Genomic DNA, 14,440 nt, shown 5'->3' on the forward strand with positions numbered 1-14,440 from the left:
GACGGGCTGAAAAACCAAGCGCCGGCCGGGCTGGTAAGCCAAGCGCCGGCCGGCACCATGCAGCGCGGGCCGGCACCCCTCAGCCCGTCCGGCGTTTGAGGACGAGCGCGTTCAGCGCGACAACGGGGGTTCGGGGGCGGAGCCCCCGAAGGATGGGACGGGTAGGGGCGGCGGGGGCGAGGAAAAGTCGGGGTCAGTCCAAGTAGCCCCGGAGTTGGTCCGCGAACGCGTGGTCCCTCAGTTTGTTCAGGGTTTTCGATTCGATCTGGCGGATCCGTTCTCGCGTCACACCGAAGATCCGCCCGATCTCCTCCAGCGTGCGCGGACGCCCGTCCGCCAGCCCGTAACGGAGTTGGACCACCTTTCGCTCCCGCTCCCCCAGCGTCGACAGCACCGCCTCCAGGTGCTCCCGCAGCAGCAGGAACGCCGCCGATTCCACCGGGGACGCCGCGTCGCCGTCCTCGATGAGGTCGCCCAGCGCCACGTCGTCCTCCTCGCCCACCGGCGCGTGCAGCGACACCGGCTCCTGAGCCAGCCGCAGCACCTCGCTCACCCGCTCCGGCAGCAGGTCCAGGTGGGCTGCCACCTCCTCGGGTGTCGGCTCGTAGCCGCGCTCCTGGAGCATCCGGCGCTGGACCCGGACCACCCTGTTGATCAACTCGACCACATGCACGGGCACTCGGATCGTACGGGCCTGGTCCGCCAGGGCGCGGGACATGGCCTGGCGGATCCACCAGGTCGCGTACGTCGAGAACTTGTAGCCGCGCGCGTAGTCGAACTTCTCGACCGCGCGGATCAGGCCCAGGTTCCCCTCCTGGACGAGGTCGAGCATCGTCAGGCCGCGGCCCACGTACCGTTTCGCCACCGAGACGACCAGGCGCAGGTTCGCCTCGATCAGACGGCGCTTGGCCATCCGGCCCATGACGACCAGTTTGTCCAGGTCGAGCGCCAACTGGCTGTCCAGGTCGAAGGCGAGCCGCAGTTTCTCCTCGGCGAACAGGCCGGCCTCGACCCGGCGGGCGAGTTCGACCTCCTCGGCGGCGGTGAGCAGCGGGATACGGCCGATCTCCCGCAGGTACTGGCGGAACAGGTCGGAGGAGGGCCCGCTGGTGTCGGCGCGGGCGGGAGCGCGGCGCGGCGTGATCGGCTCCACCGGCTCGATCGTCTCGATCACATCGACCGTCTCGACCGGCTCGATCACGTCGATCGGTTCCACCGGCTCGATCTGTTCCTCGGTCTCCACCTCGTCCCCTGTGGGGCCGTCCAGGTCCGGGGCGCCCTCGGGCTCCGCCGTCTCCGGATGGTGTGCGGCGCGGCTCTGCGGAGGCACCGCCGCGATGACCTCGGTCTCGGCGTCGGGCTCCGTCGTTGCGGTACTGCTGTCGGTCTGGGTGAGGGTCTGGGTCTGCACGGGGGCGACCTCCAGGATGATCGCTGCTGAGGCGTACGGCAGCGGTACTCGGGGGGCGGAGGGGGCGGCCTCGCCGCTGTCCGTCCCGTACGCGTTGAGCGGAACCGCGGGGGTGTCGGACCCGTTGTGGACGGGTCGGCCGCGCTCCGAGGACTCAGGCACCGGAACCCAGTGTGGAGTACGACACACAGCCGCCACGAGGGGCGTGCGACCACTTTTTGGGTCCGGTCCGTGACCGCGTGGTTACCGTCGCGTCAAACCCGAGTGCTTGTTCGGGGTCCGACCTGGCACGATCGCTGCGTGTCCGGTTCTCTTCGCTCAACTCACGTGTACGAAACGCACATCACCGTCCGCTGCCCGGGCTCCGCCGAGGCGGAACGGCTGGACCGCTGGGCGGCCACCGCGGGGCTCAAGCTGACGCACATCGTCCTCGCCCGCGGCCGGACGCCGGTCCAGCCGATGCTCACCCTCACGGGTTCCCCGTCGTACGCCGACGAATCGGCCCGGGCCCGGGAAGTCGCGGCGCTGCTGCGGGCGGACGGGTTCGAACCGGTGCGCGTCAAGATCGAGTCGTCGCCGTGGGCTCCCGAGGTGCCGCGCCAACCCTGCCCGGACGAGCGGTACTTCGAGCATCACGTGAAGCTGCGGCTGCCCTCGGACGCCGATCTCGACGCCCTCGCCGCCCGGGTCGTCCCGTACGGCGCCCATCTGTCGTGGAACGCCCGTCGGGTGGTCGGCGGCGGCCGGTGGACCGAGCGGTTCGTGACGCAGCGGTGCCGGGGAGTGGATGCCGTCGGCGCGGGGCGGGCGCTGGAGCGGCTGCTGGGAGAGCTGCGTGCACTGGACGTGGTGGAAGTGGTGGGCGTGGAGCGGGAGTTCGTGCTGTACGACAGTGATCTGTCCGTCGACGACGGGTGGATCGAGGAAAGTGCCGAGGTACGTGCCGGGAAAACCGGCGAGGAGAGCGGGGGCGCGGTCGTGACCGTGCCCGAGGTACGGGAGGTGTGGGCGTGAGGAACAAGTGGACCTGGCGCAGGCGAGTGGCGGCCGGCCTCGACGCGCCCAAGGACGCCCTGGACGACCGGACCCGGGAGGCTCAGGGGCTGCCCCTGACCCTGCGTACCGTGCCCGGCGAGGACGTCGTACAGCGGCTGATCTTCGAACCGGCGCTGAAGCAGCACGACAACGCCTTCCGGGCCGCCGACCCGGGCTTCGCGGACCCGGCCCGGGGTGAGGCCTGGCGGGCCGCGCGGCGCCGGGCGCTCGACCTGGTGCTCGACGCGATCGCCGGGTCCGAGTGGGCCGAGTCGCTGGTGCTGCGCGGGAGCGTGCTGATGGCGATGTGGTTCGGCGACGCCGCCCGTGAGCCCGGTGACCTGGACTTCGTCGTCGTACCGCCCGGTCTCTCGATCACCGACCCCGCTGCCGGGCGGATGCTCGCCGGGATCGCCGCAGCCGCCGAGGCCCGGGGCGACGGCGAGGTGGGGTTCTCCGCGCGTGACGCGGTGGTCGAGGACATCTGGACCTACGACCGGGTGCCGGGCCGCCGTATGGTGCTGCCCTGGTCCGCGCCGGGGCTGCCGGGCGGGCATGTGCAGCTGGACTTCGTCTTCAACGAGCGGCTCGCCGAGCCGCCGGTGCCGGTGGAGCTGCCGGGCGGCGCGGTGGTCTGGGCGGCGACGCCCGCGCTGTCGCTGGCCTGGAAGCTGATGTGGCTGATCAACGACGGCTACGCGCAGGGCAAGGACCTGTACGACGCCGCGCTGCTGGCCGAGCGGTATCCGCTCCCCCAAGAGCTGCTGCACGAGGTGTTCCGGCTCTCGGGCGAGTGGCCCCAGCACGGCCGTGAGCGCGTCCTGTTGGCGGATGTCGTGGAGGCGGTGGGGTACGTCGAGTGGGATCACTTCGTCATGGAGTACCCGCAACTCGCGGACCGGGAGCGGGAGTTCGCGGACCGGTTGGTACGGGCGGTGACGCCGACCTTCGACGGGCGGGAGTGACGGCAGGCGGCGGTGGCGGTGGAAGTGGCAGTGGCAGTGGCAGTGGCAGTGGCAGTCAGAGTGCCGCCGCTCCCTGATTCTGGAGCGCCAGGTCGTACTGCTGGAGTACCCACAACTCGTTCTGCACGGCGGCCAGTTCGGCCGGGTCGCCCTGGGTGGTCAGGCGGGCGTGGGTGCCCTGGACCTCGTGGATACGGCGTCCCACCGCTCTGCGGCGGACGGTGACCAGCACATCGCCCGCGTACACGTCGTCGACCGTTCTGCGCATGATCGGCTCGACCGCCAGCTCCGTCACCATCGAGCGGACGGTGTTGTCCGGGGCCACCTCGCGGACCTGGACCAGATACTCCTGGGGGTCCTGGGCGCCGTACTCCGCGCCGCCCGCTTCCATGATCACCTGGCGGACGGCGGCGTAGGGGGCGGCCGTGAACTCGTCGATACCGTAGGCGTCGAAGGCCGGGGAGACCAACTCGGGGCGCTGGAGGGCGAGTTTGAGGAGTTCGCGTTCGGTGGCGTAGACCGGGTTGCGGAGGTTCAGGGCGGGGCCCGAGGGGCCGGCCGGGCGGGTGGTCTGCTCGTACGGCTGTCCCTGGTGCTGTCCGCCGGACGGGGCCGGGCCCTTGCCGCCCCGGTCCTTCGCCCAACGGGCCAGCTGGCCCACCCGCTTGACCACGAACTGGGTGTCCAGGATGCCGAGCATGCCCGCGAGCTGGACCGCGACCTCGTGCTGGGCGCCGCTGTTCTTGATGCGGGCGACGATCGGGGCCGCCTCGTCCAACGCGGCGGCGCGGCCCGCGGGGGTTTCGAGGTCGTAGCGGGTGGCGATCTGGCGCAGGGCGAACTCGAAGAGCGGGGTGCGGGGTTCGGCGAGGTCGGCGACGGCCTGGTCGCCCTTCGCGAGGCGCAGTTCGCAGGGGTCCATGCCGTCGGGCGCGATGGCGATGTACGTCTCGGCGGCGAACTTCTGGTCGTCCTCGAAGGCGCGCAGGGCCGCCTTCTGGCCGGCCGCGTCGCCGTCGAAGGTGAAGATGACGCGGGCCGAGCCGTTGTCCATCAGCAGCCTGCGGAGGATCTTGATGTGCTCGGTGCCGAAGGCCGTGCCGCAGGTCGCGATGGCCGTCGTGACGCCCGCCAGATGGCAGGCCATGACGTCCGTGTAGCCCTCGACGACGACCGCGCGGCTGACCTTCGCGATGTCCTTCTTGGCGAGGTCGATGCCGTACAGGACCTGGGACTTGCGGTAGATCGGGGTGTCGGGGGTGTTGAGGTACTTGGGGCCGTTGTCCGCCTCGTAGAGCTTTCGCGCCCCGAAGCCGACGACCTCGCCGCCGATGTCGCGGATCGGCCACATCAGACGGCCCCGGAAGCGGTCGATGGGGCCCCGGCGGCCCTCCTGGGCGAGGCCGGACAGGAGGAGTTCCTTGTCCGTGAAGCCCTTGCCGCGGAGGTAGCGGGTGAGGTGGTCCCAGCCCTGGGGGCTGTAGCCGACGGAGAAGTGTTCGGCGGCCGACTGGTCGAAGCCGCGCTCCGCGAGGAACTTGCGGCCCGTGTCCGCCTCGGAGGTCGTGGCCAGCTGCTCCACGTACCACTGGGCGGCGATCTTGTGGGCCTCCACCAGGCGGATGCGCTCGCCGCGCTGGCCCGCCGGGTTGTAGCCGCCCTCCTCGTACCGCAGGGTGATGCCGGCCTGGGCGGCCAGCCGCTCGACCGACTCGGAGAAGGAGAGGTGGTCGACCTTCATCACGAACGTGATGGTGTCGCCGCCCTCCTGGCAGCCGAAGCAGTGGAAGAGTCCCTTGCTCGGGCTGACCTGGAAGGACGGTGACTTCTCGTCGTGGAAGGGGCACAGGCCCTTGAGGTTGCCGCCGCCCGCGTTGCGCAGCTGGAGGTACTCGGACACCACGGCGTCGATCGGGACCGCGTCCCGAACCGCCTTCACGTCCTCGTCGTTGATCCTTCCGGCCACGCGGTGATTCTACGGGGGCCCACCGACAGTCCCGTGCCTCGGCGTCGCTACGGGACGAGGCTGTCCAGCGGTACGTGCGGGTCCGCCAGGGCCTCCGTGTCCACCTGGGCCCGGGAACGGATCAGCTGCTGGACGGTCTCTGTGACGTCCCACACGTTGACGTTCATCCCGGCCAGCACCCTGCCCTCCTTCACCCAGAAGGCGATGAACTCGCGCTTGCCCGCGTCTCCGCGGATCACCACCTGGTCGTAGGAGCCGGGCGGTGCCCACCCCGAGTACTCCATGCCCATGTCGTACTGGTCGGAGAAGAAATACGGCACGCGGTCGTACGTCGACTCGCGGCCCAGCATCGCGCGGGCCGCCGCCGGGCCGCCGTTGAGGGCGTTGGCCCAGTGCTCGACGCGGAGCCTGGTGTCGAAGAGGGCGTGGTGGAAGGCGGCCACGTCACCGGCCGCGAAGATGTCGGGGTCGGAGGTGCGCAGGTTCTCGTCGACCGCGATGCCGCCGCCGTGGGCGCGCTCGGCGAGGGTCAGGCCCGCCGCCTCCGCGAGGCCCGTGCGCGGGGCGGCGCCGATGGCCGCGAGGACGTCGTGGGCGGGGTGCTCCTCGCCGTCGTCCGTACGGGCCGCGAGGACCATGCCGTCCTGGCCGACGATCTCCGTGAGGCGGGCGCCGAAGTGGAAGCGGACGCCGTGCTCGCGGTGCAGCTCGGCGAAGAGGTTGCCCAGCTCGGGGCCGAGGACCGAGTGCAGCGGGGTCGGCTCCGGCTCGACGACGGTCACCTCGGCGCCGTACTCCCGGGCCGCCGCCGCGACCTCCAGGCCGATCCAGCCCGCCCCGGCGATCACGATGTGGCCGTTGTCGCGGCCCAGCGCGGCCAGGACGCCCTTGAGGCGCTCGGCGTGCGCGAGGCGGCGCAGGTGATGGACACCGGCGAGGCCCGTCCCGGGGATGTCCAGGCGGCGCGGTTCGGAGCCGGTGGCGATGAGCAGCTTGTCGTAGTGGACGAGGGTGCCGTCGTCGCCGAAGCGGACGGTCTTCGCCGTACGGTCGACGGCGTCGACGGTCTGGCCGAGGTGGAGTTCGATGTCGTTGCGCGCGTACCAGGCGGGTTCGTGGACGAAGACGCTGTCGCGCTCCTCCTTGCCGAGGAGGTAGCCCTTGGAGAGCGGGGGCCGCTCGTACGGGTGGTCGCGTTCGTCGCAGATCAGTATCACGCGGCCCGTGAAGCCCTCCGTCCGGAGCGTCTCGGCCGCTTTCGCGCCGGCCAGTCCGCCTCCGATGATGACGAATGTCTGATCCGCGTCGACCACTTGATGCCTCCTCGTAACGGTGCCGCCACATGCGAGCCTCCCGCACGGAGCGTGATGGGGGAAGAGGGAGTGGGCCGATCAGGCCCACGGAGGGTCACATCCGGGCAGCATCCTGACGCCCGGGGACAGGCTCGGTGGACGCACGGCATGCGGCCAATCCGGCGAAACCGAACACGAGTTGCAGATGCCCTCTTCTCGTGAACCGCGTAGCTCGCTACCGTCCCTCCCACCTCGTTCGCACATCCCTGGGGAAGGACCTCTGTGAACGTATTACCCAAAGCATCGTCCCACTCGCACAGAGCCGTCGCGGTCATCGCCGCCACCGCTCTCGCGACACCGCTGCTGCTCGCCTCGGCCGGGACGGCCGGCGCGCACGGCGGCAGCGGCGGCCACGGCAGCCCGGCGGCCGACGCCAGGAAGCTCTCCAAGACCCTGGTCAAGGAGTCGTCCGCGAAGGACGCGTACAAGCACCTGAAGGCGCTGCAGGCCATCTCCGACGCCAACGGCGGCAACCGCGCGGCCGGTACGCCGGGCCACGACAAGTCCGCCCAGTACGTCTACCGGGTGCTGAAGAAGGCCGGTTACAAGGTCTCGTACGACACTTTCGACTTCGTCTACATCGAGACCCTCGCCGAGACCGCCTCCGTCGTCTCGCCGGCGCCGCGCGAACTCGGCATCACGGCGATGACGTACACGAAGTCGACGCCCGTGGGCGGCATCACGGCCGCGCTCGCCGCCGCCACCGTGGACGCCACTCCCGGCTGTGAGGCCGGGGACTACGCGGCCGGTGCCTTCACCGGGAAGATCGCGCTGATCAAGCGCGGCGGCTGCACCTTCGCGCAGAAGCAGCTCGTCGCCTCCGAGGCGGGGGCCCTCGGCGCGATCATCTACAACAACACCGCGGGCGTCCTGTCCGGCACCCTCGGCGACGCGGCGAGCGGCCGTATCCCGACCGCCGGTCTCAGCCAGGCCGAGGGCGAGGCGCTGGCCGCCGACGTCGCGGCGGGCGAGGTCACCATCGACTTCGAGGTCCGCCAGCTGCTGGAGAACCGCACGACGAACAACGTCGTCGCGGAGACCCGGGGCGGCGACGCGAACAACACGGTGTTCCTGGGCGCCCACCTCGACTCGGTCACCGAGGGCCCCGGCATCAACGACAACGGCTCCGGCTCGGCCGGCATCCTGGAGGTCGCCGAGGAACTCGCCGACAACACCAGGTACGGCAAGCAGCCGCGCAACAAGGTGAAGTTCGCCTTCTGGTCGGCCGAGGAACTGGGCCTGGTCGGCTCGGAGTCGTACGTCGAGCGGCTCACCGAGGCGCAGCGCGCGCAGATCAAGCTCTATCTGAACTTCGACATGATCGCGTCGCCGAACTACGCCCAGTTCGTGTACGACGGCGACGACTCGGACGCCACGGGCGCGGGTCCGGGACCGGAGGGGTCGGCGCAGCTGGAGCGGGACATCAACGCGTTCCTCGACTCCAAGGGCAGGCCGCACGAGGGCACGGACTTCTCCGGCCGCTCCGACTACGGGCCGTTCATCGCGGTCGGCATCCCCTCCGGCGGCACCTTCACCGGCGCCGAGGGCATCAAGACCGAGGCCCAGGCCGCGCTGTTCGGCGGCACCGCGGGCGTCGCGTACGACTCCTGCTACCACGCGGCGTGCGACGACCTGGACAACATCAGCCTCAAGGCCTTCGGCATCAACATCGGGGTCATCGCCAACGCGGTGGGCACCTACGCCCATGACCTCAGCTCGCTGAGCACGCCGGTCGTGTCGACGCCCACCACGGGCGGGGACGGGAGCGGTGGGGGGCTGCACCCCGGCCACGACGAGGTCGTGGAGTAACACCTGTCGTGGAGTGGCGCATCGGGGCGCGCGTGGGAGTTCACACTCCCCCGCGTGCCCCTTCAGGCTGTCAGGCGGGCGTGCAGCGAGCGGGCGGCGGCGTCCGTGAGGGAGGCGATCTGGTCGACGATCACGCGCTTGCGGGCGCGGTCGTCGGGGGCCTCGTCGAAGAGCGCCCTGAACTGCGGTTCCAGGCCCTCCGGTGCGCGGGCGGTGAGCGCCTCGGCCAGCTCCGCGACGACGATCCGCTGGTCCGCGCGGAGCATCTCCTGCTCGGCCCGCTGCATGACGTACCGGTCGGCGACCGCCTTGAGGACCGCGCACTCCAGTCTCGCCTCGTGCGGTACGACGAGTTCGGCGGCGTACCGGGTGAGCGGGCCGCTGCCGTACGCCGCGCGCGTGGCGCCCTCGGCGGCGAGGCAGAAGCGGCCGATGAGCTGGCTGGTGGCGTCCTTGAGGCTGGCCTGGGCACCGGCCGAGCCGTCGTAGCCGTGCGGCCACCACGGCTGGTCCTGGAGCCGGTCCAGGGCCGCGGCCAGTTCGGCCGGGTCGGTGTCCGCGGGGACGTACCGGCCGAGGGCGACCGCGAAGACGGCCTCGCGCTCCGGTCGCGCGTGCAGGGCGGCCGGGTCGAGGTGGCCGGCGTGCAGGCCGTCCTCGACGTCGTGCACCGAGTACGCGACGTCGTCCGCCCAGTCCATGACCTGGGCCTCGAAGGTCGTACGGGTGCCGGGGGCGTCCTTGCGGAGCCAGTCGAAGACGGGGCGGTCGTCCTCGTAGACGCCGAACTTGGGTGACCCGGGGTCGGTGGGGTGGGCGCCGCGCGGCCAGGGGTACTTGGTGGCGGCGTCCAGGACGGCGCGGGTGAGGTTGAGGCCGACGGAGCCTTCCGGCGTGAAGCGTTTGGGCTCGATGCGGGTGAGCAGCCTCAGTGACTGGGCGTTGCCCTCGAAGCCGCCGCAGTCCTCCGCGAACTCGTTGAGCGCCTGTTCGCCGTTGTGGCCGAAGGGCGGGTGGCCTAGGTCGTGGGCGAGGCAGGAGGCCTCGACGAGGTCGGGGTCGCAGCCGAGGGCGGCGCCCAGTTCGCGGCCGACCTGGGCGCATTCCAGGGAGTGGGTGAGGCGGGTGCGGGGGCTGGCGTCCCAGCTGTGGCTGCGGGTGCCAGGGGTGACGACCTGGGTCTTGCCCGCGAGGCGGCGCAGGGCGGCCGAGTGGAGGATTCGGGCGCGGTCGCGCTGGAAGGCGGTCCGGCCGGGGCGCTTGTCCGGTTCCGGGGCCCAGCGTTCTGTGGACGACAGGTCGTACGGCATGTGTCGACAGTACGGGCCGGGACTGACAAGTGGGGGTTCGCTCCGCTGGGGTTCGCTGTTGGGGTGCGCCGTTTCGGTTGCCGGGTGCGGTTATACGGCGAGTGCGGGGTGTGGGTGGCTTGTCGCGCCCCGCGGCGGAGCCGCAAATTGATGCTGCCCCGCGCCCCTTGGGTGGGCGTCCCTCAGAGGCGTTGACAATGCCTGGTCGTACCTGTTGAGGAGGAGGTTTGCCATCGCGGGGTGGGTGCCCAGGGGGGCTGCGGCTATCCAGGGGGCCTTCTCCTCGCACTCTGTCGCGAAGCGGCCCGGGGCGGTGAAGTAGGAGGCTATGGCCACCCTGGTACGGCCGTCGGCGTTGAGGGCCTCGATGGCGTCCTGGACGGTCGGGGCCGCCGTCGTCGCGTAGGCGGGGACGACCGGGACGCCCAGGCGGGCGGCGAGGAGGCGGGCCGTGCGGGCCGTGTCGACCTTGGCCTCGGGGTCCCGGGAGCCCGCCGCCGCGAGGACCACCCCGGTCTTCGCGCGCGTGGCCGCGTCCATGCGGGCGGGCCAGCCGGCCTCGACCAGGCGGGCGTGCAGGGCGTCCACCAGGAGGGGGTGCGGGCCGAGAGCGGGCGCCACGCGTGCGCGTGCCGGCGATTTCGCGGCCATCTCGGGGATGTCGCGCTTGACGTGGTAGCCGCGGCTGAGGAGCAGCGGGACGAGGATCGCCTCGCGGTCGGCGAGGGCGTCGAGCGTGTCCGGGAGGAGGGGCTCGTTCAGTTCGATGTGGCCGAGGTGGACCGGCAGGCCGGGGCGCAGTGCGCGGACCTGGTCGAGGAGGGTGCGTACGGTGCTCAGCGCGCGCGGGTCGCGGCTGCCGTGGGCGACCACGACGAGCGCGGGCGGCTCGGGGCGCCGTCCGCCGTCGAGCGGGACGAGGCTGAGCCGGCCGGCGAGCTGGCTGCTGATCCGGTTCATGAGGTGCGCCGTACTGTCGAGGTCGGCCCCCGGGAGCGGCGGCGGGCCGTGGCCCGTGCCGGTGGCGGGGATGGCGGTGGACTCGTCGCGGGGTGTGTTCGACGGCGTCATGGACCGATGGTCGCGGCGGGAGGTTGCCACCCCGTTGCGCGAGGATAACGGAGATTTGCCATAGGTTCACGGTGCCGTGGGAGGGCACTGTGAGGTGGCTTGACCTGGGGTTTCGGGCGGGTGAGTGAGGCTGATCACGTGCGGTGGCGTGAACCGGGGGCTCTCGTCCCACGTCCCTGACTGTCGAAGGCCGACCTGGAGGGACCGCCCGTGAGACTCCGCAGACCCCGTCTGCCGCGTACCCGTACCGGGCAGCGGAGGCTGGTGCAGGGCGTGATGCTGCTGTGCGTGGTGGCGTTGCTGCCGGCCACGTGGATGTTCGTCGTGGCGGGTGACCGGCTGCGTGATGTGTCGGACGCGCCGCGTACGGATGTGGCCGTCGTGTTCGGGGCGGGGCTGTGGGGTGGGGAGCCGTCTCCGTATCTCGCGCATCGGCTGGACGCGGCGGCGGAGCTGTATCGGGCGGGGCGGGTGAAGGTGGTGCTCGTCACCGGGGACAACAGCCGGGAGGACTACGACGAGCCGGACGCGATGCGGTCGTATCTGACCCGGCACGGGGTGCCCGACGGGCGGATCGTGAGCGACTACGCCGGGTTCGACACGTGGGACTCGTGTGTCCGCGCGAAGAAGATCTTCGGGGTGGACCGGGCTGTGCTGATCAGTCAGGGGTTCCACATCCGACGGGCGGTCGCGTTGTGCGAGGCGGCGGGGGTGGAGTCGTACGGGGTCGGGGTCGAGGCTCGGCATGATGTGACGTGGTACTACGGCGGGGCGAGGGAGATATTGGCGGCGGGGAAGGCTGTGGTGGACGCGGTGTTTCAGCCTGATCCTCGGTTCTTGGGGCCGGTGGAGGTGGGGGTGGGGCGGGCGTTGCGGGGGTGAGGGGGGCGAGGGGGTGGCTTTTTTTCGCCCCCGCCGCCCCTACCCGTCCCATCCTTCGGGGGCTCCGCCCCCGAACCCCCGCATCGCGCTGAACGCGCTCGTCCTCAAACGCCGGACGGGCGCTGCATTCTCCCGGGGGATAACCCCCGGACCCCCAGCCGAAAACAGGCCTACCGCCGTCACCCGCGTAGCCAGCCAGCACCCCCAGCCCGTCCGGCGTTTGAGGACAAAGCGGGGGTCCGGGGGCGGCAGCCCCCGGGGATGGGACGGGTAGGGGCGGCGGGGGCGAAGGAAAAGCTCACCGGTCGCACCCACCGCCCAAGAGGTCCCCGTGCCCCCTGCGTAACCAGCGGCGCTCCAGCGCGTAACACCGTCGCCGCACCCTGGGCCGCATGGACACCCCCCTGACGCCCACCCACTGCCCGTACTGCGCCCTGCAGTGCGGCATGAACCTCGCGCCGGCGGACGGCGGCGGTGTCACCGTCTCCGAGCGGGTCGACTTTCCCGTCAATCGGGGCGCCCTCTGCGGGAAGGGGCGCACCTCGGGCGCCCTGCTGTCCCCTTCGCTGCGGCTCACCGAGCCGCTCGTCCGGCGGGACGGGATCCTCGTACCCACCTCCTGGGAGGACGCCCTCGACCGGGTCGCCGAGGGGCTCACCCGCACGCGTACCGAGCACGGACCCGACGCCTGCGGTGTCTTCGGTGGGGGCGGGCTGACCAATGAAAAGGCTTACGCCCTGGGGAAGTTCGCCCGCGTTGTCCTCGGGACCTCCCAGATCGACTACAACGGGCGCTTCTGCATGTCGTCCGCCGCCGCTGCCGGCAACAAGGCGTTCGGGCTGGACCGGGGGCTGCCCTTCCCCATGGAGGACATTCCCAAGTCCGGGTGCGTCATCCTCGTCGGGTCCAATCTCGCCGAGACCATGCCTCCCGCCCTCCGCTACTTCACCGAACTCAAGGAGAACGGCGGCACGTTGATCGTCATCGATCCGCGCCGCACCCGTACCGCCGAACAGGCCGATCTGCACCTCGCCCCCCGCCCCGGCACCGACCTCGCCCTCGCCCTGGGGCTGTTGCATCTCGTCGTCGCGCAGGGGCGCACCGACGAGGAGTACATCCGGGAGCGGACCAGCGGGTGGGAGGAGACCCGCGCGGCGGCGATGGCCCACTGGCCGGAGTACGTGGAGCGGATCACCGGTGTGCCCGTGCCCCAACTCCGGGACGCCGTACGGATGTTCTGCGAGCCCTCCGCCGCCATGGTGCTCACCGCGCGTGGGCCCGAGCAGCAGTCCAAGGGGACGGACACCGTCAGCGCCTGGATCAACCTGTGCCTGGCCACCGGACGTTCGGGGCGGCCGTACTCGGGGTACGGCTGTCTGACCGGGCAGGGGAACGGGCAGGGCGGGCGCGAACACGGACAGAAGGCCGACCAGTTGCCCGGCTACCGCAAGCTGACCGATCCCGACGCGCGGCGCCATGTGGCCGGCGTGTGGGGCGTCGACCCGGACTCGTTGCCGGGGCCGGGGCTGAGCGCGTACGAGCTTCTCGACTCGCTCGGGACCGGAATCCGCTCCCTGCTGCTCATGGGGTCCAATCCGGTGGTGTCCGCGCCCCGGGCCGCTCACATCCAACAGCGCCTGGAGTCGCTGGACTTCCTCGCCGTCGCCGATGTCGTGCTGTCCGAGACCGCCGCGCTCGCCGATGTCGTGCTGCCGGTGACCCAGTGGGCGGAGGAGACCGGCACGACCACCAACCTGGAGGGGCGGGTGCTGTTGCGCCGGCAGGCCGTCACTCCCCCGGACGGGGTTCGCAGTGATCTGTACGTGCTGCATCAACTCGCCGCCCGGGCCGGGGTGGAGAAGGGGTTTCCCGTCGAACCCGAGGCAGTCTTCGAGGAGTTGCGGCGGGCCAGTGCCGGTGGGATCGCCGACTACTCGGGGATCACCTATCGGCGGCTCGCCGACGAGAACGGCGTCTTCTGGCCGTGCCCCGCGCCGGACGGGCTGCCGCAGGAGTCCGACGCCCTGTCGCAAGAGTCAGACGCCCTCTCTCATGAGTCCGGAAGGCTGTCGCAGGAGCCCGACAGCCAGCCACAGGAGCACAACTTCCAGCCGCAGAAGCACAACCGCCCGTCGCAGGAGCCCAACTTCCACGCGCCGGCCGTGCCCCATCCCGGTTCTCCCCGCCTCTTCCTCGAACGGTTCGCCACCGAGGACGGGCGGGCCCGGTTCGCGCCCGTCACGTACCGGCCGATCGCCGAGGAACCCGACGCCGAGTATCCGGTGCTGTTGACCACCGGGCGGGTCGTGGCGCAGTACCAGTCCGGGGCGCAGACCCGGCGTGTCGACGAGCTGAACGCCGCCGCGCCCGGGCCGTTCGTGGAGCTGCATCCGCGGCTCGCCGCGCGGTTGGGGGCCGGGGAGGGCGATGCCATCACCGTCGTGTCGCGGCGTGGGCGGGCGGTGGCGCCGGCGCGGATCACGACCGCGATCCGCCCCGACACCGTCTTCATGCCGTTCCACTGGCCGGGCGAGGGCCGGGCCAACACGCTGACCAACCCCGCCCTCGACCCGACCTCGCGGATGCCGGAGTTCAAGGCGTGCGCGGTACGGCTGGAGGTTGCCGTACGAGGCTGACGG

The 14,440-nt window shown here is 71.4% G+C and carries 10 protein-coding genes; 5 read left to right on the forward strand and 5 right to left on the reverse strand.

From position 1 onward, the window contains the following. Nucleotides 1-193 precede the first annotated feature (193 nt). Entirely contained in the window at nucleotides 194-1,573 is a 1,380-nt protein-coding gene (locus CW359_RS21805; protein ID WP_105971759.1) for an RNA polymerase sigma factor, read from the reverse strand. 165 nt (nucleotides 1,574-1,738) lie between these two features. Between CW359_RS21805 and CW359_RS21810 the strand changes: the two genes are divergently transcribed. Together CW359_RS21810 and CW359_RS21815 are read left to right on the forward strand one after the other, a co-directional pair. Continuing rightward, nucleotides 1,739-2,425, forward strand: coding sequence for a hypothetical protein (locus tag CW359_RS21810; RefSeq protein WP_105971760.1), 687 nt, complete (start codon nucleotides 1,739-1,741; stop codon nucleotides 2,423-2,425). Continuing rightward, nucleotides 2,422-3,411 (forward strand): nucleotidyl transferase AbiEii/AbiGii toxin family protein, encoded by a 990-nt coding sequence (locus CW359_RS21815; protein WP_232838516.1) that lies wholly within the window; start codon nucleotides 2,422-2,424, stop codon nucleotides 3,409-3,411. The genes CW359_RS21810 and CW359_RS21815 overlap by 4 nt, the downstream gene beginning before the upstream one ends. 55 nt (nucleotides 3,412-3,466) lie before the next feature. On the opposite strand, the gene dnaG is transcribed toward CW359_RS21815, so the two are convergent. Both dnaG and CW359_RS21825 read right to left on the reverse strand, forming a co-directional pair. Beyond that, nucleotides 3,467-5,377 (reverse strand): DNA primase, encoded by a 1,911-nt coding sequence (gene dnaG, locus CW359_RS21820; RefSeq protein ID WP_105971762.1) that lies wholly within the window; start codon nucleotides 5,375-5,377, stop codon nucleotides 3,467-3,469. Between the two features lie 47 nt (nucleotides 5,378-5,424). Beyond that, nucleotides 5,425-6,690 (reverse strand): NAD(P)/FAD-dependent oxidoreductase, encoded by a 1,266-nt coding sequence (locus tag CW359_RS21825; RefSeq protein WP_105971763.1) that lies wholly within the window; start codon nucleotides 6,688-6,690, stop codon nucleotides 5,425-5,427. 261 nt (nucleotides 6,691-6,951) lie between these two features. On the opposite strand from CW359_RS21825, the gene CW359_RS21830 reads away from it, so the two are divergent. After that, entirely contained in the window at nucleotides 6,952-8,538 is a 1,587-nt protein-coding gene (locus tag CW359_RS21830) for a M28 family metallopeptidase (RefSeq protein ID WP_105971764.1), read from the forward strand. Between the two features lie 62 nt (nucleotides 8,539-8,600). Here the strand turns inward: CW359_RS21830 and CW359_RS21835 are convergent, their stop codons facing one another. Continuing rightward, complete coding sequence (locus CW359_RS21835; protein WP_105971765.1) at nucleotides 8,601-9,848, reverse strand: deoxyguanosinetriphosphate triphosphohydrolase; 1,248 nt, start codon at nucleotides 9,846-9,848, stop codon at nucleotides 8,601-8,603. A gap of 90 nt (nucleotides 9,849-9,938) precedes the next feature. Further along, nucleotides 9,939-10,808 (reverse strand): sirohydrochlorin chelatase, encoded by an 870-nt coding sequence (locus tag CW359_RS21840; RefSeq protein WP_105971879.1) that lies wholly within the window; start codon nucleotides 10,806-10,808, stop codon nucleotides 9,939-9,941. Nucleotides 10,809-11,129: 321 nt separating this feature from the next. On the opposite strand from CW359_RS21840, the gene CW359_RS21845 reads away from it, so the two are divergent. Next, nucleotides 11,130-11,801, forward strand: a complete 672-nt coding sequence (locus tag CW359_RS21845; RefSeq protein ID WP_105971766.1) for a SanA/YdcF family protein — start codon at nucleotides 11,130-11,132, stop codon at nucleotides 11,799-11,801. A 392-nt stretch (nucleotides 11,802-12,193) separates the two neighbouring features. Continuing rightward, complete coding sequence (locus CW359_RS21850; protein WP_105971767.1) at nucleotides 12,194-14,437, forward strand: molybdopterin oxidoreductase family protein; 2,244 nt, start codon at nucleotides 12,194-12,196, stop codon at nucleotides 14,435-14,437. Nucleotides 14,438-14,440: the final 3 nt, after the last annotated feature.

It is taken from the genome of Streptomyces geranii, assembly GCF_002954775.1.
Lineage (GTDB): Bacteria > Actinomycetota > Actinomycetes > Streptomycetales > Streptomycetaceae > Streptomyces > Streptomyces geranii.

What these genes read in the sequence shown, in the direction of transcription:
- CW359_RS21840 (WP_105971879.1), bottom strand. Translation starts at nt 10,808, where the DNA reads ATGAACCGGATCAGCAGCCAGCTCGCCGGCCGGCTCAGCCTCGTCCCG.
- CW359_RS21835 (WP_105971765.1), bottom strand. Translation starts at nt 9,848, where the DNA reads ATGCCGTACGACCTGTCGTCCACAGAACGCTGGGCCCCGGAACCGGAC.
- CW359_RS21850 (WP_105971767.1), top strand. Translation starts at nt 12,194, where the DNA reads ATGGACACCCCCCTGACGCCCACCCACTGCCCGTACTGCGCCCTGCAG.